Source organism: Cypionkella sp., assembly GCF_028290025.1.
In the GTDB taxonomy this organism is placed as follows: domain Bacteria; phylum Pseudomonadota; class Alphaproteobacteria; order Rhodobacterales; family Rhodobacteraceae; genus Cypionkella.
Genome location: NZ_JAQGKQ010000056.1, coordinates 1 through 23,243, shown reverse-complemented (window position 1 = coordinate 23,243; position 23,243 = coordinate 1). Strand labels below are relative to the sequence as shown.

Below are 23,243 nucleotides of genomic sequence, written 5' to 3'. Positions count from 1 at the left end.
CCGTTCGCAAGGGTCCACTTTTCACGTTAGAACAAAGCCTTGGCGGCCAGATTGACCGATCAATCAGCCGATCAGGTCGTTGTATTCGTCCTCGTCCATCAAGGCATCGAGCACCGACATATCGTCGATCTTGATCTTGAAAAACCAAGCTACCCCGGTTGGATCCTCGTTCACCAAACCAGGATTATCGACCAGCTTGGTGTTGACCTCGACGATCTCACCATCCAAGGGCGACAAGATATCCGACGCGGCTTTGACGCTTTCGATCACGCAAACCTCGTCACCCTCAGCGACCACTGTCTCCACTTCCGGCAGCTCGATAAACACCACATCGCCCAAGGCGGTTGCTGCGTGTTCGGTGATGCCCACCACCACCACATCGCCCTCGACGCGCAGCCATTCATGTTCTTTGGTATACTTCATCTTGCACCTTCAGCGTTTGTAGGTTGTGGGGTGGAACGGCATTGCGACCACGTTGACGGCCAAGCGTTTGCCGCGCACATCGCCTTCGAGCGGCGTGCCAATCGCGGCAAAAGCCCGGGCAACATAGCCCATCGCAATCGGAGCCTCGACACTTGGGCCAAAGCCGCCAGAAGTAACTTCGCCCAATGGTGTGCCATCCTCGGCAAAAAGATCGGTATGTTCGCGCATCGGCCCTCGACCCACCGGGCGCAGGCCCACGCGCAAACGCTCTGGCCCTTCGGCGAGTTCCTGCAAGATGCGCGTTTCCCCCGGAAAGCCACCCTCTCGGACGCCCTCCGCCCGACGCGCCTTCTGGATTGCCCATGTCAGGCCCGCTTCAACCGGGCTAGTCGTGGTATCAATGTCATGGCCATAAAGACAAAGCCCCGCTTCGAGCCGCAAGCTGTCGCGCGCGCCCAGTCCAATCGGCATCACTTCGGGCTGATCTAACAGTTCTTCGGCGAAGGCGAGCAAGATGGCCCCCGGCACCGAAATCTCAAAACCATCCTCGCCGGTGTAGCCCGAGCGGGAAATCCACAACTCCGCCCCCTGCCACGGCAAGACCGCCACATCCATGAAACGCATCGCCACAACTTCCGGCAGCAGACGCGCCAAGGCAGCCTCGGCCTGCGGCCCCTGCAGCGCCAGCAAGCCACGGTCTAGAACCGGAATAATCTCGGCCTCATCACCCAAGTACAGCCGCATATGCGCGATATCGGCGGTTTTGCAGGCGGCATTGACGACGACAAAAATATGATCGCCGCGATTGGCAAACATCAAATCGTCAAGGATGCCGCCGCTTTCGTTGGTAAACAGCCCATAGCGTTGGCGGCCCTCTGCCAGCCCCAGCACATCCACCGGCATCAGCGCCTCAAACGCCAAAGCCAGTGCCTCATAGCTGGATTTAGGGCGCAATATCACTTGCCCCATGTGGCTGACATCGAACAAACCAGCCGCCGCACGCGTGTGAAGATGTTCCTTCATCACGCCCGCCGGATATTGCACCGGCATCTCATAGCCCGCAAACGGCACCATCTTGCCGCCCAAAGCCACATGCAGATCATGCAGACCCAAGTTTAACAAAACTTCGCTCAAATCGCCCCCATACTGCCGGAAACGCATACCGACACCGATCGGCTGGGGCCAACCCCCACCCACGATGCCCCCTCTGTTCCTACCCAATTTGGGCGCCTGAGATCGTTATCCCTTCGGCGGACGCGGACGCGCCACTCTCCAGAGTCTGTTATCAGAACGGTCCTTGAGCCTGAGAGTTTACCGGGGCGGTTGCTCCTTCGGCACCAGAAGTTTCCTGCTGGATTCTCCCGATCCTGATACCTTTTAGCTAACGCGAGCAGAACCCGGCTGGCAAGTGAAAAGAATGCGACAGTATGGAGCGATTTAACGACAACAATAACCTCGGTCAAATGCGCGATGGAGTGGCCAGTATCATCCGATACGCCAGCCACACCCAAGGATTCCAAAGATCACCCCGCCCAAAGCCTGCCCGATCAACACTCCCGGCGCACCCCAATATTGCGAGAACCACCACGCGAACGGCACCGTGCCGATGGTATGACGGCCCCAGTTAATCAGCGTGGACATCAGCGGGCGACCCAGATTGTTGCAGGCAGCATTCGCCATGAAAATCGCGCCGTTGAAGAAGAACAGCAGGCACAGCGGACCGCAGAACAGGTAGACCAGATCGCGGGTCAGCCCTTGGGCATGGAATAGATCCGCAATCGGCGCGCGCAGCACGAACAGGATGACCGTGACGATCACCACCACCAGCGCCGTGAAGATCAACCCGTCAACAAACGTCCGCCGCACCCGGTCCATCCGTCCGGCTCCATAGTTCTGCCCGATAATCGGCCCAATCGCGCCCGACAGCGCGAAAATCACGCCCAACGCGACCGGAGTAAGCCGCCCCGCAATCGCCATGCCAGCCACGGCCGCTTCGCCGTAGCCCGAGACCATGCGTGTCACCATCGCCTGACCCAAAGGCGTCGCAACTTGCGTCAAAATCGCGGGGCCAGCAATGGCATAGACCGGCGACAGATCGGCCTTCAGCCCCGCCACGCTCGGCCGATCAAAGCCGCCGTGATGCCGGATCACCGGCACCAGTGACACTCCGGCAATCACGATCCGAGACACCACCGAGGCGATGGCCGCACCGGTCAAATCCATGTGCAGCCCGAAGATCAAAATCGGGTCGAGCACCGCATTGGCGAAAGCCCCCCACAAAGTCGCAGCCATCGCGCGTTTGGCATCACCATGGCTGCGCAAAATCGCACCGCCAATCATCCCGACCATCAGGAACGGTTGCGCCGGAATAACGATGCGCAGGAAATGCACCGTCATCGTATGCGTGTTGCCCACAGCCCCAATCAGCGTGACAATCTGCGGCAAAAACACCCAGACCACGGCGGCAAAGACGATCCCGAACAGAATGCCCAAAATCATGCCGTTGGTCGCCTTTCCACGCGCCAGCACAAGGTTGCGTTGCCCTGCTGCCCGCGACACGAGGGCAGATACCGCAATCGACAACCCGATGCCAAACGACGTGGTGAAGAACAAAATTGCCCCAGCATAGCCCACCGCCGCCGTGATATCCTCTTGGTTCAGCATGGAGATGAACACCATGTTGATCAGATCGACCGCAAAAATCGCCATAAGCCCGACGGAATTGGTCAGCGACATCACTGTGATATGGCGGAACAGGTTGCCCTCGACAAATTTTGCCTTCTGCACAACGCCTGATTTCGCCGCAGTCGTTACATCTTGCTCTGCCATGACCTTCTTGCGGAAAGTTACCTTGCCGCAGCCTTTTCTCAATTGCCCGAACTCCGCCCCAACGAGCAGGCCGCAGACTTGCACCTGTTGCCAAAAAGGTTCAACCCTTGGCGCGCTTGGGTTTTAAGCGGCCTCAGCTATGTCCCGGCCGCAATATGCAGTTACTGCTCTGCTCTACTTGCCGGGAACTGGACGTCGATCAACATCGGGCCGTCAAGTGCAAGCGCTTGCGCCAAGGCAATATCCAACTCCTCTAATGTCGTCGCGACGGCCGCCGCCACACCAAAGCCGCGCGCCAGTGCGCTCCAATCAATCGCCGGGCGGTCGAGGTTCATCATGCTTGCCGCCGTAGGGCCGGGGTTTGCTCCAACCTTTTTGAACTCGTCCAGCAAGATGGCATAGGACCGATTGTTCAAAAGCAATGTGGTCACGGGCAAATTTTCGCGCGCTTGGGTCCATAGCGCTTGCAGCGTATAAGCCGCAGAACCATCGGCCTGCAGTGTCACCACGCGGCGGTCGGGGCGGCCCATGGCTTGGGCCCCCACAGCCGCACCTGTTGCGAGCGGAATACCCCCACCGATGGCACCCCCCGTCACCGTTAGCCAATCGCTCGGTGCCATGAACGGGGCTACTGCGGCAAAGCCGCCGCCGAGCGTCAAGGCTTCATTAATCACGATGGCATCTGCTGGCAGCTGCCGCGCCACGACCGCTGCAAAACCCTCGGGCGTGATCGGGCCCGATACTTCTGGAATGCTGCCTTCGACGGTGGGCACTTCGGCGGGGCCAATGCCCAGCTCTGCAACCAGTGCGCCCAAAGCTGCGGCCGCGTCTTGATTTTCCCGCGACAAAACCAACACCTCGGCATCGGGGCGTTGAACAAGGCTAGGGCGACCCGGATATAAGAAAAATCCAACTGGCGGCGGACAGTTAACCAGTACAACAACGTCATAAGGCTTTAGTGTTTCAATCGCGACATCGACCGAATACGGCACCGCAGGCATTGCCAAACGTCCGCGTCCCATCGGCATTCGCGAAATCAGCGGGCTACCCATTAGGACGGCACCGGTGTCTCGTGCCAGCCCCATCAGCAAAGTGTGAAGTTCCGGCACCACAGCCGGAGTGCCAAGGATGATCAAGACCTTGCGGTCTGACCGAAGCGCGCGCGACACCTTCCTCACCGCCAACGGATCGAAAGGCCGCGGCTTTTGCGGCGCTGCGGGCACAGCGGCAACACCGCCCAAAGTCCACGACACATCTGCGGGTAAAACAAGCGAGGCGACCTGCCCATAGCCATCTGACGCAGCCGCGAGTCCCCGCGCGGCGTCCGCTCCGATCCGAGCCGGGTCAGAGCCAAAAGCGTGCCACTGCGACGTAGCCCCGACCAATGCATCAACGTCCGACGTCAGCGGACTGTCATGCACCACATGCGGAATCGCATGGTCGCCAACGATGTTAAGGATACCACTGCCTGCTCGGCGCGCGTTATGAAGGTTGGCAATGCCGTTGGCATAGCCGGGCCCACAATGCAGCAGCGTCACCGCAGGACGTCGGGTGACGCGAAAGTATCCGTCAGCCATTCCGGTGACGGTGTTTTCCTGGAGGCCCAAAACGCAACGAATACCCGGGATATGGTCTAACGCCGCGACGAAATGCATCTCGCTTGTGCCGGGATTGGCAAAACAGGTGTCTACGTTTCCCGCGATCAAAGTGCGCACAAGCGCTTCGGCGCCGGTTTGCGGTGCGTCTGGCTGATTTCCCGTCATGTTGTCCCCCTGATCGGTATAAAAATGCTGCGGCGCGGGCAATTTGGCCATGCAACGCCGCCACTCCGCAATAGTTTAACTGCCCGCCGTCGCTTCGATGATCAGCGCGTCAACCGCGACGACGCCGTTTTCGAACACCATCAGCGGATTCACATCCAGCTCCATCAGCGTATCCAGATGATCCCCAGCATAGGCAGTGATCGCCTCAATCGCATCAATCACCGGTGTAAGGTTAACCTGCGGGCGACCTCGGAACCCATCCAGCAACGCGAAACTCTTCAGACTGCGCAAAGCGGCCTCGATGTCGTTGCGGCTGGCGGGCAACAGCAGGGACGCTGCGTCTTTCAGCAATTCTACGAAGATACCCCCACCCCCCACAACCAAAACCATGCCAAACAGCGGATCGCGTTTGATCCCGACAATCAATTCGGCAACGGGCTGCGGCTGCATCGGTTCCAGCAGGAAATTTTCAAGTCTCACCGATGGCGCTTGTTTTGCGACGTTCTGCAACATTTGGTTGGCCGCCGTCACTGCAGCTTCACGCCCAAGCAAGTGCAACGCGACGCCACCCACTTCGGTCTTGTGCGGCAAGTCATCGTGCAGAACCTTCAACACCATGCGGCCCTCAAACGTCTCGGGCAGTTCGGAAATCTGCGCAAGGGTAAGCGCTTGGCCGACGGGCACCGGCAGACCGTAAGCTTCAAGGCGGGCCTTCGCTTCGGCCTCATTTACGGTGCGACGTGTGTCGCCCACTTCGCCCAACGCGTAAGGTACCCGTCCCGCAAACGAAGCCTGCCCGACCTTTGCATCCGCGCGCATAAGCCCGCAATACTGCGCCCATTTCGCAATCACCGAAGCCGCATCGTGCAAGCCTTGCAGCGGCACGATCCCTTGCGCGATCATCTGCGCACTCGCCTCTGCGGTAATCCCGCCGGTGTTCACCGACGCATGGAACACCGGCTTTCCAGCCGCTTTACCCGCTGCCGCCAATGCCCGATCCATCGCTTCATGCGCCGAGGTATCGGTGCGCGCCGAACCAGCGGGTGGATAGTCGATGACCAGCAAGCCTGCGTCATAGTCGCCGGACAGCATCGTGGTAAACATCGGCGTCAACAGCTTTTCGCTGCCCCAATAGCCTGCAGTAAAATCCAAGGGATTAGAGACATGGCCGAAATCCGGCAAAAGCGGCTTGATTGCACCGACTTGCTGCGCAGACGGCTGCGGCAAGTCCAGCCCTGCAAAGGAACAGTAGTCCGCCGCCAATCCATTGTCGCCGCCAGAACTGGAAAACACCGTCAACCGTGAGCCACCAATTCGATCTGCAAGCGATGCAATCTTCAGCATTTCCAGAAACTCGGGCACCGTATCGGTTTGAATAACCCCCAGACGATTGAACAGCGCCTCATAATACTCATTGCGTCCGGCAAGCGAACTGGTGTGGCTCGCTGCCATTGTTGCCCCAAGGTCAGATCGGCCAGAGCGGCAGACGATCACCGGAATTGCCTTGGCACGCGCGCGTAAGCAAGCTTGCGCAAAAGCGGCAACGTCGCGAATACCCTCCATGAACAGTCCCAGACATGTGACGTTGGGATCGTCCACGAGGTAATCAATATAATCTTCAAACCCGAGCACACCTTGGTTGCCCGCGCTGATCAGATAGGAAAACGGCACCGAGCGGCCATTTGAAACAATATGCCCCGTCACGTTGCCGCTTTGCGAGATTACAGCCGCACCGCGCGTCCCACTCAGCGGTGGATATAGCGCGGGCCAAATGCTGCCGTGGTTGACGTAATTCACCAATCCATACCAATTTGGCCCAACCACGGCCATGTCACCCGACGCTTTGACAAAATCGAGGCTCCGCTGCGCCCCCGCTTCACCTATCTCAGAAAAACCAGAGGCATAACAGACGACGCCACCCGCATCGCGCGCTCGCAGTTTGTTCAGCGCGACAATGGTGGCATCTGCATTGACCGCCAGAAAAACCGCATCAGGCGAAGCCGAAAGATCTTCGATTGACGGCACGCATTTATAGCCTGCAATGCTGTCGCGTTTGGGATGAACCACCTCAACAACCCCGGCATAGTTTTGCAGCCGCAAGGTGTTGAGTGTGTATTCAACCTGAGTGCCCCCAATGAATGCCATATGCGCCGGAGCCAGCAACCGTTGGAAGTTGCGCCGTAAGGCTGGGCTGATGCGAGAGTCCATTGCACCTGATTGCATCTGATATCTTTCTTGTTCGTTCAAGTTGCGGCATTGCCCGGCCAATGAGCGGGCAAGTGAAGGCGTTGCGAGATCAATGATCCGACAAGGTGATCAAGTTCATCCAGAGGGCGGCAGCGGTGCCGAGGTTTCGAAGTTTTCGATATCGAAGGTCGGAACCAGCGGATAGTCGTCCGGATTTTCACCGAACTGATCGCACATCCATTTCCGGATGATCTTGCAACAGTCCTCGCGGGTATAAACTTCTTCCATGGTCAGCCCCAGCCACAGCCCATCAACCAACTGAATCAACGTCGTAGCCGTCATCTTGACGTCGATTTCCATTTGACGATCACGCGCGATCGAAGCCACCCGCCGCTCTACGTTGGCCCGATAGCGCTGCCATAGGTCGCGGTGCATTTTCAGCACATCGGGCATAATCCATGCCGCGCTCATGTAGTGAATAACAATGCGCTGGTAGCCCATATCGCGCAGAAACGGGACGCAGGCTGAGTAGAACAACTTGGTGAAATGCCCGGTTTTAATCGACACAATGACATGGCGATGAAAGTCGTCGATGTTTTGCAAATAGTATTTGTGCGCGTAAGTCAGCAAATCATCCTTGTTTTCAAAATAGTGGCTGATCAATCCGCGTGAAAGTCCGGACTCTGCGCTGATGGTATTGATCGTTGAATTCAAATAGCCGTGTTTGCTGATCGAATTCAAAGTCGCAACCATCAGCTGCATTTTCCGGGCTTCGCCAGATTGCCGCTGTTTTGAAACGCGTTTCATTTCACCATTCCTTGCCAACACATACCCTGTGCTGCGTTACTGCCGATAAGCTCGCAGAAGATCTTTTGCGATAACATCTTGATGGATTTCCGAAGTACCTTCCCAAATCCGCTCGATCCGGGCATCGCGCCAGAAACGCTGGATCGGAAAATCTTCCATCAGTCCCATACCGCCGAAAATCTGCAACGCATGATCGGCGACGCGGAACACCATCTCCGAGCAGTAGTAGTTTGCCATTGAGGCTTCCGTGCGGTTCATCTGGCCATTTTCGATTTTCCACGCGGCCTCCTTCACCATCAGATCGCCAAGTTTAATATCGACCGCCATATTAGCAATCTTGAAACCAACGCCCTGAAACTCGCCAATAGTCTTGCCAAAAGCCTTGCGCGTGCCTGCCCATTCTTTGGCCATATCGAAAATACGCTCAGCCCGCCCGACGCAATGCGCGGAAAGTGAGACGCGGCCGTCGTAAAGCCACTCGTTCGCGGTCTCGAAACCTTTGCCCTCTTCGCCAAGGATTTTGCTGTCTGGCACCCGAACATTGTCCAGATAAACCATCGTCGGGTTATAGCCGCGGGTGACGATAGACTTCATCGGTTCAACCCGCAGACCCGGCAAACCTTTGTCGAGCAAGAAGGTGGTGAAGCGCTTGCGCGGGCCCTTTGGCGTCTCATCGGTCCCCGTCACTGCGATTAGGATAATGAAATCGGCAATATCCGCTGCCGAGATGAACTGCTTCACCCCGTTGATCACCCAATCCTTACCATCGCGCACCGCTTTGGTGGTTATGGCGCGCGCATCAGAGCCTGCACCCGGCTCGGTCAGCGCGAAGGCATCCTTTAACTCTCCGCGTATCGAGGGTTTCAGATAGTCCTCAATCTGCTCATCTTTGCATTTGAACAAAATCCCCGTGACGCCTCGGTTCATACATTGCCCCAGAGGCGACGACGGCTTGCCCATCACCCGCTCAGCCTGCATTTTCGTCTGTTTATCAAGGCCCGGTCCGCCCCATTCCTCGGGCAGACTCATCCCCTCGAAACCCGCAGCCTTGGATTTGCGGCGGATCTCATCCCTGATTTCAGTGGGAACGTAGCGAAGTTCCTCGACCAGATTTTCGTGCGGATAAAGCTCGCGCTTGCAGAACTCTTCCATCGAGTCGACCAAGGCTTGCTGTTCAAAGCTAAGTGCAAAATCCATTTTTGGCTCCTCAAACGCCGATGAAATTGGGCATGCGGCGTTCGTTCGCGGCAGCAAGCCCCTCGACATGGTCTTTGGTTTGTCCGCAAATTTTGCCCGCCGCGACTTCTTCAAGCTGCTGGTCAGAAAGGCTGCGGCTATGCGATGCGTTCAGCAACTTCTTCGTCTGGGCGATGGCCACAGTGGGGCCAGCCGCAAGCTGTTGCGCGAAAGCCAGCGTATCATCCCAAAGCTTGTCGTTCGCGCTGACATGGCTAACCAGTCCGTGTTGCAACGCGACCTGGGCGGACCACAGCTCACCCGTGTAAGCAAACCGTTTAGCCGCTTCCAAGCCCATGATACGCGGCATCAACCAAGTGCCACCACAATCGGGGTTAAATCCAACATTGGTGTACGAGCAAATAAACTTAGCTTTTTCAGAAGCATAGCGGAAATCGCAAGCCAAAGCCATGTCGAGCCCACCGCCCACCGCAGCCCCATCAATCATCGCGATCATCGGTTTCGGCATCTCGTGGATCTGCTGCACCAGCTTCAGCGCCTCTTCGACCCAATTCATGTCCGGCCAAGGGTTGTCACCTTCGGCGTGGCGCGCCCATTCCTTGACGTCCGCCCCAGCCGAGAATGCACCACCGCGTCCGGTCAAGATCAGCGCGCGCAACGACGTGTCCGCCGCGGCCTCCCGTAATGCGCGGCGCAGCTCAATCGTCATGCCCATCGCCAGTGCGTTGCGCGCCTCGGGACGGTTCATTGCAATGACACCCACCGCGCCGTGCTTTTCTATCTCAAGAAACTTAAACATAGTTTTCCTCTCACTATCATCCGCAGCCCATCCTGGCGCGCGGGGTATTTGTTGGCGCCAAACAGCATCAACTGCCCGTCCAGCGCGGTTCACGTTTCTCCAAAAAGGCGCGTTGGCCTTCGATCATATCTTGCGATGCGAGCATTCGCTCGTAGTTCACCAGGTCTTTGCCGTTGTCGGCACGCAGAGCCATCGCCTCGGCATCAGACTGGCCATCAACTGCGCGCAACGCCTCTTTCAACGCTTGCTGCGCCAGCGGCGCGCCCTTAGCCACACGCCGCGCCACATCCCAAGCGAGTTGCACCAACTCAGCGCGGGGAACGGTTTTATACACCAAGCCCCAGCGATGCGCCTCGGCTGCCGACATCGGATCGCCGGTCCAGATCATCGCTGTCGCAACATGGTAAGGAATACGTTTGGGCAGACGTTGCAGACCGCCACCGTCCGGCAATAGCCCGCGACGAAGCTCCGGAAGCTGCAAGAAAGCCTCGTCGGCCATCAGTAGAATGTCACAAGCCAGCGCAATTTCCAGACCACCACCAACCGCAGGCGCGTTGATCGCCGCAATCAGCGGCTTTTTCAGCGACCAAAGCGTAGTGATGCCACCAAAGCCACCGTGTTCGGCGCCCATCCCGGCCTCTGCGCGATCTGAGGTGGATTCCTGAAAATCCAAACCCGCCGAGAAGGCTCGGCTGTTGCCGCTAGACAATATGCCGACCCGCAATTCCGCGTCTTGTTGAAGGTAAAGTGCGGCACGCTCAATGCTGCGGCTTAATCTGCGGCAAATAGCGTTGACCTTTGGCTTCACCATGCGGATTTCCAGAACCTCACCGTCGCGGTAAAGCTCAATGAACCCAGCGAGATCGCGGTTGAGATCGTCCAGCATCAACGCTCCTTTCGTTTTGTGCGGGCAACGTAAATGTGCAACAGCAACGGCGGCACCGAGGTGATCAGCAGCATCAGCGTGGAAACCGCCGCCAGCGTTGGGTCCACATCGTCGCGCAAAGTGGCAAAGGTCACCCGAGACAGCGTAGAGACTGGCCCCGACGCCACCATCATTGAGATGATCAGCTCATCGAAAGACACCAGAAACGACAGCAGCATTGCGGTGGCGACCGAGAATTTGATCTGCGGCAAGGTCACGCTGGTAAATGCTTTGAAGCGGCTGGCTCCAAGGCTGCGCGCAACCATCTCTTGGCTCATATCGTACGAGCTGAATCCCGCCATCATGGTCAAGATCACAAACGGCATGGCGACAACCGTGTGCCCCAAAACGACACCGGTCAGCGTGTTGAGCATCCCGCCAGTGGCCGCGTAGACAAAGAAAATGCCGACCGCGATCAGGATCGACGGCACAGCCAACGGCGACACCAAGGTGACCTTGATCGTGTTGGCAAATCGGAAACTTGACTGGTGCAACGCGTAAGACGCAGCCGTGCCGATAATCGTGGTGATGATCATTGTGCATGTTGCCACCCTAAGCGACACCCAGACCGAGCCGATCCATTTCGGCTGGCCGAAAAATTCATGATACCAGCGCGTTGACCACCCCGGCGGCGGAAACGACAACGACGTTGTCGAACTGAAAGACACCGGAATGACGATCAGCGTGGGGGCGACGAGGTAGAACACCACCAGCCCTACAAAGATGTACAGCCACAGTCTTTCGCGGTGTGAAACATAGGACTCCATAATTTTTCCTACCTTCCCAAAGTCAGACGGCGTACGATTTTCAGGCTGACGAACAGGCAGATCGCCGTCATTAGCAACAGCAGCACCGCAAGCGCCGCAGCCGGGCCCCACGTGGGATAAAGCGCGATGGATTCCTGAATACGTTGGGCGATCATCTTGATCTTGCCGCCGCCAAGAATGGCCGGGGTGATGTAGAAACCAAGGCACATCACAAAAACCATGATGGTGCCCGCAACCAACCCCGGCAGAGAAAGCGGTAGAAAAATCCGGAAGAACGCGTGAACCGGCGACGATCCAAGGTTCGCCCCTGCCCGCATCAGATTGCCGTCAATCGCCTTCATTGAAGCATAAAGCGGCAGGATCAGGAACGGCACCATGATATGCACCATGCCAATGATCGTCCCGGTCATGTTATGTACCAGCGCCAGAGGCTTTTCGATAATCTCAAGCCAGATCAGCGTCTTGTTCACCACGCCATTACGCTGCAAAATAATCAGCCAGGCAAATGTCCGCACCAATCCCGACGTCCAAAACGGCACAAGCACCGCCAGCATAAGCAATCCCGACCAAGGCGACGGCAAGATTGCCAGCAGATATGCCACGGGATAACCCAGCACCAGACAGATTGCCGTCACGATGAACGCGATCCAAAAGGTGTTTATGAACATCTGGACATATACGGATTCCGAGAAAAACAGCGCGTAATTTGAAAACCCGAACTGACCGTCGAGCCCAAACAGCGACATCGACAAAAGCACCATCAACGGCAGCACCATCAATACCGCGACGACCAGAAATGCAGGCGAAGCAAGCTTCAGCCGCATCCAGGTTTCGCCCCGGCGATCCTTTTCCAAGGCGCGTCGGTTAGCTTCCAACTGGGTCGAGGTGATAAAGTTTGCCATGCTTTAATCCTCTGCCCGCACGATGCGCGCGTCCGAACGTTCAAGCCGCAGCGTCACACGCTGCCCGGGTTGAGGCAGCAGCCGCATGTTTTCAGACCGGTTGGCCATCCGCACGAACACGCTGTGACCGCCATCAAGCTTGACCTCGAAAAGCAAGCTCTCGCCTTGGAACATGCTGGTAAGCACTTGCCCCACAAAAACATTGGCATCACTGGCAAGCGCCGGCGCACCATCCGTCACCAACCGCAATCGCTCCGGCCGCATCATCAGCATTTTGCCCGTCGAAGGGGCTGGAGTGCCATCTGCCAGTTTGATGATCTGCGCGCCGTAAGCAAATCCATCCGCCGTCGGCTGCAACGGCAAAAAGCTCGACTCGCCAATAAACTCGGCGATAAAGCGATTCTCCGGTTGTTCGTATAGATCCGAAGGTGTGGCAATCTGCGCCAGCTTACCGTTAGAGAAAACCGCAACGCGATCCGACATCGTCAACGCCTCGCGCTGATCATGGGTGACTGAAATCGTCGTCATGCCCAGACGATCATGCAACTGGCGGATTCCATCTGCATGGCTTCGCGCAAGTGCTTGTCCAGCGCCGACAGCGGCTCGTCCATCAGCAGCACGCGCGGCTCGAATACAATGGCGCGGGCAAGCGCAATGCGCTGCCGCTGTCCGCCCGACAATTCATTGATGCGGCGATCTGCATAACCACCCAGCTGCACGGTATCCAGCACCTTGCGCACGCGATCTTCCACGTCTGAACGGCTGACTTTGCGCAGCTTCAACGGATAGGCAATATTCTCGCCCACCGTCATATGCGGAAACAGCGCGTAGTTTTGAAACACCATACCGATGTTGCGCTTATGCGGCGGCAGATGCACAATCTCTTGCTCGGCGATACGGATGGAACCGCCGGTGGGCCGACTGAAACCCGCAATCATCATCAACAGTGTGGTCTTGCCCGAACCAGATGGCCCCAGCAGCGTTAGAAACTCGCCTGCCTTGATATCAAACGAGACATCTTCGACGGCCCGGACCGCACCGAAGTGTTTTGACAACGACTGGATATGAACTGGCAAGGCATTATTTGAAGGTGGCATCTGCACATCCCGTAATTGTGCTTGCTGCACATGAAGATACGACGCTGGCTGGCAGCCGTATGTCTAAGTCTGCGATCTCGCAATTTCCGCCAAAGTGAGGGGCCGCGCTGAAAGCGGCCCCTGCACCAGCGATTATTGCATCATCACCGCATCCCATTTGGTCTGCGCATCCGTCACATGCTCGGCCCAATATCCCATGTCGGTGATCAACTGTTTGGCGAGGTTATCGGTGCTGGTCACCACCGAAGCCGCTTTTTCCGGTGAAATCAGCCCAAGCTTGAAAGCATCTTGGTTCATCGGGCCATAGGGGATGTAGTCAGGCAGCCGCGCCTGATACTTTGGATCAAGCAAGTGATTGACCAACCGCATCGCGCCTTCTGGATTGGGCGAGCCCTTTGGCACAACCAGACATTCGACATCCATAACCGCGTCATTCAGCGTATAGGCGTAAGGAGCGCCTTCCTTGATGGCTGCTTCGATCCGGGCGGCCCAGATCGTCAACATGTCAACTTCTTCAGCGGTGGCAAGCTGCGTTGCCTGCGCACCCGTCGCCCAACTTACAGTGATATTCGGTTTGAACGCCGCCCATTTTTTCAGCGAGCGATCCATATCAATCGGATAAATCTGGTCCTTCGGCACGCCATCGGCCAGCAGCCCAATTTCCATATTGGTGGAAGGATAATTGCCGCCGACACCGCGCGTGCCGGGGAACTTCTCTACATCAAAGAAATCAGCCCAGTTTTTCGGCGGGTTGTCCCCATAGACATTGGTATTATAAGCCAAAACCGTCGAATAAGCGGTGAAACCAATCCAGTATTCATGGCGCAGATTTTCCGGGATGCCCGACGCATTGGGAATCTTTGAGTAATCCAGCGGCACCAGCAGGCCCTCTTTCGCCGCGCTGTCGCAATAGCCACCGTAAAGCTCCACCACATCAAGATCATTGGCGTTCGCCTTAACCTTGGTGCGGATATCGCGAACCCCGTCCGACAGAACATAATCCACCACCGTCATGCCTTGATCAGCGGGCAGCAGATCCAAGATCGCCTTGCGGACGCCTTCTTGATAAGCGCCGCCGTATGAGGCGTAGCTAACAGTTTCATCCGCCAAAGCGGGCAGAGCCGCGGCACACACAGATGCCGTCCAAATCGCATAAATCTTCATGTATTCCTCCCCTTATAGCGCATCTGGTGCGCATTTTTGCCACTTATGCACCCACCCGGCCGCACCGTCGTCACGGGCCGATTTGTGCGCCTCACCTCCTGCCGCCACACCCTCCTCCGGTGCGCCGTCAAGCTCTCTTGGTTGCGGGGATTGCCCCGCCCGTCAGCTTTCGAATGCCTTGATGCCCTCCAGCATCGCCTCACGGCACTCGGCCACCATGCGTTCGATCAGCTCTGCACAAGTCGGAATATCGTCGATCAAACCGATCACCTGACTTGCCCAGACCAACCCATCATCCACATTACCGCCACTCAGCGCCGCCCGACCGCGCGCTCCCGCGACAAGCGGCTGAATTTCGGAGAATTCGACACCACCCGGGCGGTTCTCTAGCCCCACGACCGCGTCCGAAACCTGATTTTTCAACACACGCCCGGTATTGCGCAGCGTGCGGAAAATCAGGTTGGTGTCACGCTCTGAGGCATTCATCAGGGCGCGTTTGATGTTGTCGTGAATCGGAGCCTCTTGTGTCGCACAGAACCTCGTGCCCATGTTTATGCCTTCAGCACCAAGCATCAGCGCCGCTGCCATGCCGCGCCCCGACCCGATGCCACCTGATGCAACCAGCGGAATTTTCACCGCCCGCGCCGCCGCCGCAAACAGCACCAAACCGCCGATATCATCCTCACCCGGATGGCCCGCAGCTTCAAAGCCGTCAATCGAGATCGCATCCACCCCTGCCCGCTCTGCCGAAAGCGCATGTCGCACGGCGGTGCATTTGTGCACGATCACAGCGCCGGCCCCCTTGGCCTTTGCGATGAATTCTTTCGGAGACCGTCCCGCAGTTTCGATGATCCGAACTCCCGATCCCAGCGCGGCATCGAGGTATTCCTCGTAGGGTGGCGGGCTGCTGGTTGGCAGAATGGTCAGGTTCACCCCAAACGGTTTGTCGGTCATCTCACGGCAGCGCAAAATCTCGGCCCGCAGCGCTTCTGGATTGGGCTGGGTCAGCGCCGTGAGCACGCCAAGCCCGCCGGCATTTGATACCGCCGACGAAAGTTCGGCCCGGCCAACCCACTGCATGCCGCCCTGAATGATCGGGTAGCGAATACCCAAAAGCTCCGTGATACGCGTCTTCATTCCAGCCACATCGCCCTTGGTCGTTCGGTTGAGAGTTAACGTAGCGGCGGAGTTTCGACCTGTAAATAACAAAGTTGGACGTCTGGCCAATGTTAGCGCCATCAGAACATATTTGGCTGGACGTTCAATCTTTTTGTAATTATCCAGGTTTTGTCGGCGCAGTTTCCGCCGTAAGGGGAGGAGAACTTCGCATGACAAATGTTGTCATTCTGTCAGCCGTCCGCACAGCAATCGGCACATTCGGCGGGGCGCTCGCAGATATGGCGCCTTGCGAGCTTGGCGCTATCGTTGCCGCCGAGGCGATTGCGAGGGCCGGTATCGAGCCCAGCGCAGTCGGGCAAACAGTGTTTGGCAACGTCATCGCCACAGCACCCGAAGATATGTATGTCAGCCGCGTCGTCGCCATCCGCGCCGGGGTGCCAGCGTCCTCGCCTGCCCTCACATTGAACAGGCTATGTGGTTCCGGCTTGCAGGCGGTCGTCACCGGGGCTGAGCAGATCATGCTGGGCAATGCCGAAACCGTGCTCGCAGGCGGCACCGAATCTATGAGCCGCGCAGGCCATCTGCTAACTCAGTCGCGCCGTGGTACAAAGATGGGCGATGTTTCGGCAACAGATATGATGGTGGGCGTTCTGACCGATCCGTTTGGCAACGGTCATATGGGCGTCACAGCCGAAAACATCGCGGCGCTGAATGGGATTGAACGTATAACCCAAGACGCCTTTGCCGCCGAAAGTCATCGCCGCGCCGCCTATGCCATCGCCGAGGGCCGGATGAAAGATCAGATCGTCGCGGTTACATTGCGCAAAAGCCGCAGCGAAATAATCTTTGATACCGATGAACACGTGCGCACCGATGTGACGCCAGAGTCGCTTGCAATGTTGCGCCCTGCGTTTCGCAAAGATGGCACCGTCACGGCGGGCAATTCCAGCGGCATCAATGACGGTGCTGCGGCGCTTATCCTCATGGAGGCCGCAGCGGCGCAAAAGCAAGGGCTCACCCCGCTTGCCCGCATCGTTTCGTATGGCTTGGGCGGCGTCGATCCCGAAGTGATGGGCCTCGGCCCAATCCCCGCCACACAACAAGCACTGCGCAAAGCTGGTTTAGAGACGGCTGATCTCGATGTTATCGAATCAAACGAAGCATTTGCGGCACAAGCCTGCGCTGTTAACGCCGCGTTGGGATTGGACCCGGCGAAGGTCAATCCAAACGGCGGTGCCATCGCGTTTGGCCACCCTCTAGGCGCTTCTGGTGCGATTATCTTGACCAAACTTGTGCACGAACTCCGCCGTGTCAACGGCAGATATGGCCTTGCAACCATGTGTATCGGCGGCGGTCAGGGCATCGCCGTGATCATTGAGGCGCTGTGATGCAGCTACCCCGTCAGGGCTGTGAGGCAAAAGCGCATCAGCCGCCAACTGTGCGGTTATCCGGGAAAACCCGCAGGCCGGTAAGACCATAGGTCACGTTTGACCCGGGCAAGGTGCGGCGACGCCCTTTGTGACCAGCCAAAATCAGGCGTTGCGCAGATGTCCCGCCAGACCCAGCGGCTGTCGAATTGAAAGGGATAGCTGATGCTCGCACGTCCACCGATCCTTCGCGCGATTATGATGATGTGCCTCGCAGCACTTTGCTTCACGCTCAACGACACGATGACGAAATTCCTGCTCGTAGACTACCATGTGACCGTTATCATCCTTTTGCGCAGCCTGATGGCGATGCCGTTGCTGATGGTGTTGGGCCTAATGTTAGGTGGCGGACCGGTGCGATGGTCACGGCGGGTTTGGTTTCACGCGTTGCGCGGCGCGATCAACCTGCTCGGCGCCTACCTTTACATCAAAGGTCTGACTTATCTTACGGTGGCAGAGGCGAGCGTGATTGTCTTCGCGTCGCCTTGCATGGTTACCGCCGGATCGGTTCTGTTCTTCAAGGAAGCAGTGATCTGGCAGAAATGGGCCGCCGTGCTCGTCAGTTTCGTCGGAGTGATTATCGCAATCCAACCCGGAGCGGGCACGTTTCAGCCGGCGTCGTTGTTTATTCTGGGGGCGGCGTTTTTGTATGCAATCAATTCGCTGACCTCACGTTGGATACCAGAGCAGGATTCGCTTTGGACTGTCAGCTTCCTTGGTGCCGCCGCTTCGGCCCTGTTCATAGCCCCATTCACCATAGGGCATTGGAGCCATGTAGACCCATTAGACATAACCTGGTTCGCCGGGGCGGCGCTTTGCTCCAGCCTCGGCATTGGGCTGGGCACATTGGCCTATCGCTCGGCACCTGCCGCCGACCTCGCCCCGTTCAGCTATTCAGGATTGATCTGGTCAATCATCGTCACTTGGATCGTATGGAGCGCAGCACCCGGCCTAGCAACCCTGCTGGGTGCGCTCATCATCGCGGCAAGCAGCGCGTTTCACTTCATGGCGCGACGCCAAACTGCCGTTGCGTCTGAGTGACCCAGGGACGGCTGCCCTACCCCCTCAGCCGCGCAATAATCTTCGCCGCCAACTGATCCACCGCTTGCCCAGTCGCTGTAGCGACGGATGCCGGGGCAAGATCGGCCATTGGGATCGAAATCGCAAAGCGGTTCAGGCTGTCAGACACAGCCCCGCTGTCAGAGGATATCGCAAACTGGCCTTCCAGATAAAAACCACTGGCCCGCGCGGCCATCTGATCAATGCGCACTTGCACACGCGCTTGCGGCTCGCTGGTCAACGGCCAAGGTTCAGCAGCAGCTTTCGCGGTCGAACCAGCCTCCAGACTGCGCGCCAAGGCTCCGGTGACGGCACGCGCCGGATCATCGGCCCAAATTGCTTTCGACACCGGGCGTAACGCACCTGCGCCATCCTCGACCACAATTTCAGAGGCCGAGGCATAGGCAGGCAATGAGACGTCGCGCACCTCAATGCTACTCACCCGAAGACGCGCCTGTGTAATGGCTCCGGGCGATGGGATTTCAAAGCGAGCCTTTTTGTCGCCGCACGCCATCAGCGTCAAAGCTAACAAGAGTATCAAGGGCTTGTGCATCTTAACGTCCGATCAGCAAAGAGTTGGGATTGCGCTCAATAGTGCGTGCAAGCTGAGTAGCCGCTTTGGCAGCGGTCTGTAGATCGCGCAAAAGCTGTAGGGTTTGGCCATTGAAATCTGACTTCGCTCCGTAGGACGCGATCAGCGCGTTGGCCTTGCTGACAAGTGCGTCCAGCTCATCGGTGAGTTTTGGCAGATCATCCGCGGCCGATGCAACCGACTCCGCCGCAGTCTTGGCCGAAGCCAAAGCCGCATTGACGTTTTCGACCGCACCGCCCTCGCGCAGCTCTTTCAGCGCAGCTTGTATTTGCACCAAAGCTGCGGACAGATCGGCAGGAAGCGCCTTCATCTGATCGGTGCTGATCACGCCATCGGCGGTCTTGATCAGCTTGGTGGTGCTGTCGATCAACTCCTCAGCGTTCAGCGCCTTCGCTTTGGCCGCCAGTTCTTGCAGGTCTTTCACCAGTTGCGGGAAATCTTTCGACGCTTCATCCAGATTGGCGGCAACCTTGTTGGCGTTTTCCAGCAACGACGCCAGCTTCTCACTTGCACCGCGCTTTTGCAGATCATCAATCACCTTGCGCAAGTCAACAATAGCGCCGCGCAGTTCCGTCGGTATGGCTTGCGTGTCGTCCTTGTTGATCAGCCCGCGCGCGTCATCCATCAGTTTCACCAGCGCGCCCGGCGCGGCGCGCGTATCATCAGACCCGGCCACGGCCTCTACCGACGCCATCAGCGAAATCGCCTGCTGCATCAGTTCCTCAATAGGCAGGCCGTTGATGCGCTTCAACATCCCATCGGCGGTTGCATTGAGATCGGGCAAGTTCGAGGCCACGCTCGGCAATACCGGTACTTTGTCTGAACCTATGACCATTTCGGCGTCATTGCTATCGGGCAGCTCTGCCAGCTCAATCTTCAAAGCCGGACTGAAAATGCTGGTCGTCACCAAACGCGCCCGCAGGCCGTTGTTCACCGCATCGCGCAAGAATGATAAAACTTCCTCTTTGCCGGTGCTCGGGTCCAGGCCCAGCGCTTGCGGGTCAAGTTCAAGCTCGGTGCGCAACTTGACCACGCGCCCGCCACCTGAGGTGCGTTCAATAAACGCGTTGATCCCGGTGACCTGCCCGATGCGAAAACCGTGATATTCCACAGCAGCACCTGCAGCCAACCCATTGACAGAGCCGGTAAAAATCACCGCCAACGGCACCGCATCATCGCCAATCTGGGTGAAAATGCTTTGCCGCGCAGATTCCTCGTCGTCAAACAAATTGAACACTGTGCTGTCATTGATCGGCTCGCCGCCGGTAAAGGTGGTGTCAAAGGCGAGGCCACCGCGCAACAGTGACCCAAGGCTCGACACATCCAACGCAACCCCGCTCGGGCCCAGCTTTACCGAAAACCCCGAGGTGTCCCAGAACCGGGTCGCCGTCGTGATGTACTTGTCGTTTGGTGCGTTGATAAATGCCTCTACCATCACGCTGTCACCGGTTTCGGTAATCTTCGGCACGTCCAGTTTGCCGACTTCGACGCCATGAAATAAGATCGGCCCGCCAGCAGGCAGCAAAGAGCCGTTCTGGCTGCGCAAGGTAATGCGGGTGCCTTGACGACCGGGCCGCACAATCGGCTCGGCCTCGAGCCCGGTAAAGCCGCGCACGGTGGAATTCTTTACCGGCAACCACGCGCCCTCGATGTAAACGCCCGACAATACGGTTGAAAGCCCGGTGATGCCGTTGGCGCTGACGTTGGGGCGCACCACCCAGAACTGGCCATCCGATGGCAGGGTTGCCGCAACATCCTGCTGAATACGGGCTGACACAATGACCTTTTGCAGATCGCTGGTGAATCTAACATTCTCGACCGTGCCAATAACGACTTCACGGTATTTAATCGTGGTTTCGCCGGGTATCACACCCGCAGCCGTAGAAAAGCTGATCGTAACCAGCGCACCGCGATCGCTGTAATTTTTCCATGCGATGCCCAAAGACACCACAAGCGCCAGCACTGGCACCAGCCAGACCAGCGACAGGTTGCGCCAAATAGCACGGCGCGGCGGGTCAATTTCAAGCTCGGGCAAGTTTAAGTCAGTCACGCTGTCTTGGTATCCTTCGTGTCGGTGTCCCAGATCAATCGGCTATCAAAGCTCATCGCCGACAGCATGGTAAAAACCACCGACAACGCAAAGCTGATCGCCGCTATACCGGGCTTTACGCTGACCACACTGCCCAGTTGAACGAGCGAAGACAACAGCGCAACCACGAACACGTCGATCATTGACCAGCGGCCGATAAACTCGACCACCTCAAGCATCCGATGTTTCAAATGAATGGCATGGCGGTCATGCCGCTGCACCTGCACTGCGAGGTATGAAATCGCAACAAACTTGCCAATCGGAATAACGATGCTGGCAAAAAACACGATCGCCGCGACGCCGTAAGAATGGTGCAGCACCAATTCAATCACCCCGCCCAACAGCGTGTTGGATTGGGTTTTACCTAAAGTTGTCGTCTCAAGCATCGGATAAACATTGGCAGGGATGTAGGCCATGAAGCCACCTGCCAGCCAAGCCCATACCCGCTGCATGCTGGTTGCATCGCGGCTGGCAAGGGTTTGACCGCACCGTACACACCACACTGTCTGCGCACCGTGTACCCGTCCGCAGGTGCGGCAGGCCACGAGACCCGCAGCGCGTGCCGTCAAAGGTGGGGTCTGCGAGACTCCAGCGTGCGCCATATCGTCAACCTACACATGAAATTATCGTTCAGCACAGTAATCAACACTAGGGCGCTAAACGCCCAAAATGCTGGACCAATCGTTAAGATAGCCAGCCCTGCCACTTTGACCAGAGCAACCGCCACCCCAACGATAAAAATTTCGGCCATCGCCCAAGGCTTAAGTGCCTCGGCCAAGCGAAACGCCTGCAACGCACCCGCCGCTGGCGCCCAGCCAATCGCCATTGGGGCCAACGCATACAGGATCGCCGCCAGTCGCATCAGCGGCAACACCACGATCAGCCCAGCAATAACCAGCGACAGCGGCAGCATCAGCCCCGACGAGAACGCCAATATGGCGTCGATCACCGAGTTCTTCTGCGTCAACCCGCGTGCTTCCAGCGTAAGGAACGGAAATGAGATCGCCGCCACCATCAGCACGGTTGCGGTTAATGCCAGCATCACGATCTTGGTCATGGCGCTATCACGTGGCGCTAACAATACCGTGTGACACCGCAAACACCGCGCCTTCTGCCCCGGTGCCACCGCAACCAACCGATGCAACGTATCGCATTTCGGGCACGCAACCATGTCGGCCAGCGCCTTATCATCGAAATCGGTTCGATTTTGGTCAACAGTCTGAGCTTTAGCATTCATTCCTGCACTCTATCCTGCGACGCTGCGAAGTTCCAATCAACTGTTCGTCTTCCGCTTTTACTCAAGGGGCAATCGCCGTCACGGCCTCCAGTTTGACGGTCAGGCAGAAAAAAAATGGACAAGGCCGCGGCATCCTGCAACAAACATTGCATGAATCAAAGCGCCGCAATATGAATCCACATCTGTCACTTCTGCCCCCGCCTGCCGCATTAGGTCTGCCGAGCAATTCCGGCCACCCCGCCTTGGCTCTGTCTGGCGATGTAACCCCCCGGCGACCACATATCGGCCCATCGCAGCCGCCGTACAGCCCAACTTAACGCCGCATCGTCCACTTGCCCCGCCTAGGAGAAATCCACATGACCCGCCTCGCTGACACCATAAGCCTCGCCGATTTCCGCGCCGACGTGGAACGAGAAACCCTGCGCGCCGATTATCCCGGTGCGATGAAGGTTGAGAAGAACATCCCGATCTACGATGCCCGCACCGTCACGCCCGCCATCGCCCCGGAATGGGCGCGCATCATTGGCGACGGGCCGGGTGTGTTTGTGGTGAAGAACGCTTTCACCGACACCAGCGCCATTGATGCGGCCTCAGATGTCTTCCGCGCTATCATCGCCGATGAACGTGCGGCGGGCACAGCGGCAGGCGATCACTTCGCCAAGGCTGGCGCGAATGACCGCATCTGGAACAGCCTGCAAAAGCTGTGCCTGCGCGCGCCTGATGTCTACGCGCGCTACATGGCGAACCCGGTGATCGACTTGGCTTGCCGCGCGTGGCTTGGCCCCGGCTATCAGCTCGCCACCCAAGTCAACCAAGTCCGTCCCGGCGGCAAAGCGCAGGCTCCGCACCGCGACTACCAT

Annotated in this window: 22 protein-coding genes and 1 riboswitch; of the genes, 3 read left to right on the top strand and 19 right to left on the bottom strand. The window is 57.7% G+C overall.

Annotation, left to right across the window (positions count from 1 at the left end):
* Nucleotides 1-63: 63 nt before the first annotated feature.
* From gcvH to JWS10_RS09645, 15 genes are all read right to left on the bottom strand, one after another.
* Nucleotides 64-423, bottom strand: coding sequence for a glycine cleavage system protein GcvH (gene gcvH / locus JWS10_RS09710; RefSeq protein WP_299506791.1), 360 nt, complete (start codon nt 421-423; stop codon nt 64-66).
* Between the two features lie 9 nt (nt 424-432).
* Nucleotides 433-1,584 carry a glycine cleavage system aminomethyltransferase GcvT gene (gcvT, locus tag JWS10_RS09705; protein ID WP_299506788.1) on the bottom strand — a complete coding sequence of 384 codons (1,152 nt, stop codon included), beginning with the start codon at nt 1,582-1,584 and terminating at the stop codon, nt 433-435.
* Nucleotides 1,585-1,704: 120 nt separating this feature from the next.
* A riboswitch (glycine riboswitch) is annotated at nt 1,705-1,797 on the bottom strand.
* 111 nt (nt 1,798-1,908) lie between these two features.
* On the bottom strand, nt 1,909-3,252 hold the full coding sequence (locus tag JWS10_RS09700; RefSeq protein WP_366943530.1) for an MATE family efflux transporter: 1,344 nt from the start codon (nt 3,250-3,252) through the stop codon (nt 1,909-1,911).
* Nucleotides 3,253-3,413: 161 nt separating this feature from the next.
* Nucleotides 3,414-5,015, bottom strand: coding sequence for an acetolactate synthase large subunit (locus tag JWS10_RS09695; protein ID WP_299506785.1), 1,602 nt, complete (start codon nt 5,013-5,015; stop codon nt 3,414-3,416).
* Between the two features lie 75 nt (nt 5,016-5,090).
* Nucleotides 5,091-7,238, bottom strand: a complete 2,148-nt coding sequence (locus JWS10_RS09690; protein WP_299506782.1) for an acetate--CoA ligase family protein — start codon at nt 7,236-7,238, stop codon at nt 5,091-5,093.
* Nucleotides 7,239-7,337: 99 nt separating this feature from the next.
* Nucleotides 7,338-8,009, bottom strand: coding sequence for a TetR/AcrR family transcriptional regulator (locus JWS10_RS09685; protein ID WP_299475273.1), 672 nt, complete (start codon nt 8,007-8,009; stop codon nt 7,338-7,340).
* A 36-nt stretch (nt 8,010-8,045) separates the two neighbouring features.
* Nucleotides 8,046-9,206 carry an acyl-CoA dehydrogenase family protein gene (locus tag JWS10_RS09680; protein ID WP_299475270.1) on the bottom strand — a complete coding sequence of 387 codons (1,161 nt, stop codon included), beginning with the start codon at nt 9,204-9,206 and terminating at the stop codon, nt 8,046-8,048.
* A gap of 10 nt (nt 9,207-9,216) precedes the next feature.
* Nucleotides 9,217-10,005 (bottom strand): enoyl-CoA hydratase-related protein, encoded by a 789-nt coding sequence (locus JWS10_RS09675; protein WP_299475267.1) that lies wholly within the window; start codon nt 10,003-10,005, stop codon nt 9,217-9,219.
* 67 nt (nt 10,006-10,072) lie between these two features.
* The gene (locus JWS10_RS09670; protein ID WP_299506779.1) at nt 10,073-10,891 is read right to left on the bottom strand and encodes an enoyl-CoA hydratase-related protein; all 819 of its coding nucleotides are present in this window, start codon (nt 10,889-10,891) and stop codon (nt 10,073-10,075) included.
* On the bottom strand, nt 10,891-11,697 hold the full coding sequence (locus tag JWS10_RS09665; protein ID WP_299475261.1) for an ABC transporter permease: 807 nt from the start codon (nt 11,695-11,697) through the stop codon (nt 10,891-10,893). The genes JWS10_RS09670 and JWS10_RS09665 overlap by 1 nt, the downstream gene beginning before the upstream one ends.
* A gap of 8 nt (nt 11,698-11,705) precedes the next feature.
* Nucleotides 11,706-12,599 carry an ABC transporter permease gene (locus JWS10_RS09660; protein WP_299506776.1) on the bottom strand — a complete coding sequence of 298 codons (894 nt, stop codon included), beginning with the start codon at nt 12,597-12,599 and terminating at the stop codon, nt 11,706-11,708.
* A 3-nt stretch (nt 12,600-12,602) separates the two neighbouring features.
* Nucleotides 12,603-13,127, bottom strand: a complete 525-nt coding sequence (locus JWS10_RS21245) for a TOBE domain-containing protein (RefSeq protein WP_366943529.1) — start codon at nt 13,125-13,127, stop codon at nt 12,603-12,605.
* Nucleotides 13,124-13,696 carry an ABC transporter ATP-binding protein gene (locus JWS10_RS21240; RefSeq protein WP_366943528.1) on the bottom strand — a complete coding sequence of 191 codons (573 nt, stop codon included), beginning with the start codon at nt 13,694-13,696 and terminating at the stop codon, nt 13,124-13,126. Before JWS10_RS21240 ends, JWS10_RS21245 begins: the two co-directional genes overlap by 4 nt.
* A gap of 132 nt (nt 13,697-13,828) precedes the next feature.
* On the bottom strand, nt 13,829-14,860 hold the full coding sequence (locus tag JWS10_RS09650) for an ABC transporter substrate-binding protein (protein WP_299506773.1): 1,032 nt from the start codon (nt 14,858-14,860) through the stop codon (nt 13,829-13,831).
* Nucleotides 14,861-15,022: 162 nt separating this feature from the next.
* Entirely contained in the window at nt 15,023-15,997 is a 975-nt protein-coding gene (locus tag JWS10_RS09645; protein WP_299506770.1) for a nitronate monooxygenase family protein, read from the bottom strand.
* Between the two features lie 191 nt (nt 15,998-16,188).
* Between JWS10_RS09645 and bktB the strand changes: the two genes are divergently transcribed.
* Both bktB and JWS10_RS09635 read left to right on the top strand, forming a co-directional pair.
* Nucleotides 16,189-17,367: a beta-ketothiolase BktB gene (gene bktB / locus JWS10_RS09640; protein ID WP_299506767.1), complete on the top strand. Its 1,179-nt coding sequence runs from the start codon at nt 16,189-16,191 to the stop codon at nt 17,365-17,367.
* Nucleotides 17,368-17,571: 204 nt separating this feature from the next.
* Nucleotides 17,572-18,447 carry a DMT family transporter gene (locus JWS10_RS09635; protein ID WP_299506764.1) on the top strand — a complete coding sequence of 292 codons (876 nt, stop codon included), beginning with the start codon at nt 17,572-17,574 and terminating at the stop codon, nt 18,445-18,447.
* A gap of 16 nt (nt 18,448-18,463) precedes the next feature.
* On the opposite strand, the gene JWS10_RS09630 is transcribed toward JWS10_RS09635, so the two are convergent.
* From JWS10_RS09630 to JWS10_RS09615, 4 genes are all read right to left on the bottom strand, one after another.
* On the bottom strand, nt 18,464-18,979 hold the full coding sequence (locus JWS10_RS09630) for a membrane integrity-associated transporter subunit PqiC (RefSeq protein WP_299506815.1): 516 nt from the start codon (nt 18,977-18,979) through the stop codon (nt 18,464-18,466).
* 40 nt (nt 18,980-19,019) lie between these two features.
* A complete protein-coding gene (locus tag JWS10_RS09625) occupies nt 19,020-21,107 on the bottom strand; it encodes an MlaD family protein (RefSeq protein ID WP_299506760.1) in 2,088 nt (695 codons plus the stop codon).
* A complete protein-coding gene (locus JWS10_RS09620; RefSeq protein ID WP_366943527.1) occupies nt 21,104-21,598 on the bottom strand; it encodes a paraquat-inducible protein A in 495 nt (164 codons plus the stop codon). The genes JWS10_RS09625 and JWS10_RS09620 overlap by 4 nt, the downstream gene beginning before the upstream one ends.
* A 113-nt stretch (nt 21,599-21,711) precedes the next feature.
* Nucleotides 21,712-22,383, bottom strand: coding sequence for a paraquat-inducible protein A (locus JWS10_RS09615; protein ID WP_299506754.1), 672 nt, complete (start codon nt 22,381-22,383; stop codon nt 21,712-21,714).
* Nucleotides 22,384-22,739: 356 nt separating this feature from the next.
* On the opposite strand from JWS10_RS09615, the gene JWS10_RS09610 reads away from it, so the two are divergent.
* A partial coding sequence (locus tag JWS10_RS09610) for a phytanoyl-CoA dioxygenase family protein (RefSeq protein WP_299506752.1) occupies nt 22,740-23,243 on the top strand: 504 nt, incomplete at its 3' end.

What these genes read in the sequence shown, in the direction of transcription:
- gcvH (WP_299506791.1), bottom strand. Translation starts at nt 423, where the DNA reads ATGAAGTATACCAAAGAACATGAATGGCTGCGCGTCGAGGGCGATGTG.
- gcvT (WP_299506788.1), bottom strand. Translation starts at nt 1,584, where the DNA reads ATGCGTTTCCGGCAGTATGGGGGCGATTTGAGCGAAGTTTTGTTAAAC.
- JWS10_RS09700 (WP_366943530.1), bottom strand. Translation starts at nt 3,252, where the DNA reads ATGGCAGAGCAAGATGTAACGACTGCGGCGAAATCAGGCGTTGTGCAG.
- JWS10_RS09695 (WP_299506785.1), bottom strand. Translation starts at nt 5,015, where the DNA reads ATGACGGGAAATCAGCCAGACGCACCGCAAACCGGCGCCGAAGCGCTT.
- JWS10_RS09690 (WP_299506782.1), bottom strand. Translation starts at nt 7,238, where the DNA reads ATGCAATCAGGTGCAATGGACTCTCGCATCAGCCCAGCCTTACGGCGC.
- JWS10_RS09685 (WP_299475273.1), bottom strand. Translation starts at nt 8,009, where the DNA reads ATGAAACGCGTTTCAAAACAGCGGCAATCTGGCGAAGCCCGGAAAATG.
- JWS10_RS09680 (WP_299475270.1), bottom strand. Translation starts at nt 9,206, where the DNA reads ATGGATTTTGCACTTAGCTTTGAACAGCAAGCCTTGGTCGACTCGATG.
- JWS10_RS09675 (WP_299475267.1), bottom strand. Translation starts at nt 10,005, where the DNA reads ATGTTTAAGTTTCTTGAGATAGAAAAGCACGGCGCGGTGGGTGTCATT.
- JWS10_RS09670 (WP_299506779.1), bottom strand. Translation starts at nt 10,891, where the DNA reads ATGCTGGACGATCTCAACCGCGATCTCGCTGGGTTCATTGAGCTTTAC.
- JWS10_RS09665 (WP_299475261.1), bottom strand. Translation starts at nt 11,697, where the DNA reads ATGGAGTCCTATGTTTCACACCGCGAAAGACTGTGGCTGTACATCTTT.
- JWS10_RS09660 (WP_299506776.1), bottom strand. Translation starts at nt 12,599, where the DNA reads ATGGCAAACTTTATCACCTCGACCCAGTTGGAAGCTAACCGACGCGCC.
- JWS10_RS21245 (WP_366943529.1), bottom strand. Translation starts at nt 13,127, where the DNA reads ATGACGACGATTTCAGTCACCCATGATCAGCGCGAGGCGTTGACGATG.
- JWS10_RS21240 (WP_366943528.1), bottom strand. Translation starts at nt 13,696, where the DNA reads ATGCCACCTTCAAATAATGCCTTGCCAGTTCATATCCAGTCGTTGTCA.
- JWS10_RS09650 (WP_299506773.1), bottom strand. Translation starts at nt 14,860, where the DNA reads ATGAAGATTTATGCGATTTGGACGGCATCTGTGTGTGCCGCGGCTCTG.
- JWS10_RS09645 (WP_299506770.1), bottom strand. Translation starts at nt 15,997, where the DNA reads ATGAAGACGCGTATCACGGAGCTTTTGGGTATTCGCTACCCGATCATT.
- bktB (WP_299506767.1), top strand. Translation starts at nt 16,189, where the DNA reads ATGACAAATGTTGTCATTCTGTCAGCCGTCCGCACAGCAATCGGCACA.
- JWS10_RS09635 (WP_299506764.1), top strand. Translation starts at nt 17,572, where the DNA reads ATGCTCGCACGTCCACCGATCCTTCGCGCGATTATGATGATGTGCCTC.
- JWS10_RS09630 (WP_299506815.1), bottom strand. Translation starts at nt 18,979, where the DNA reads ATGGCGTGCGGCGACAAAAAGGCTCGCTTTGAAATCCCATCGCCCGGA.
- JWS10_RS09620 (WP_366943527.1), bottom strand. Translation starts at nt 21,598, where the DNA reads ATGCAGCGGGTATGGGCTTGGCTGGCAGGTGGCTTCATGGCCTACATC.
- JWS10_RS09615 (WP_299506754.1), bottom strand. Translation starts at nt 22,383, where the DNA reads ATGAATGCTAAAGCTCAGACTGTTGACCAAAATCGAACCGATTTCGAT.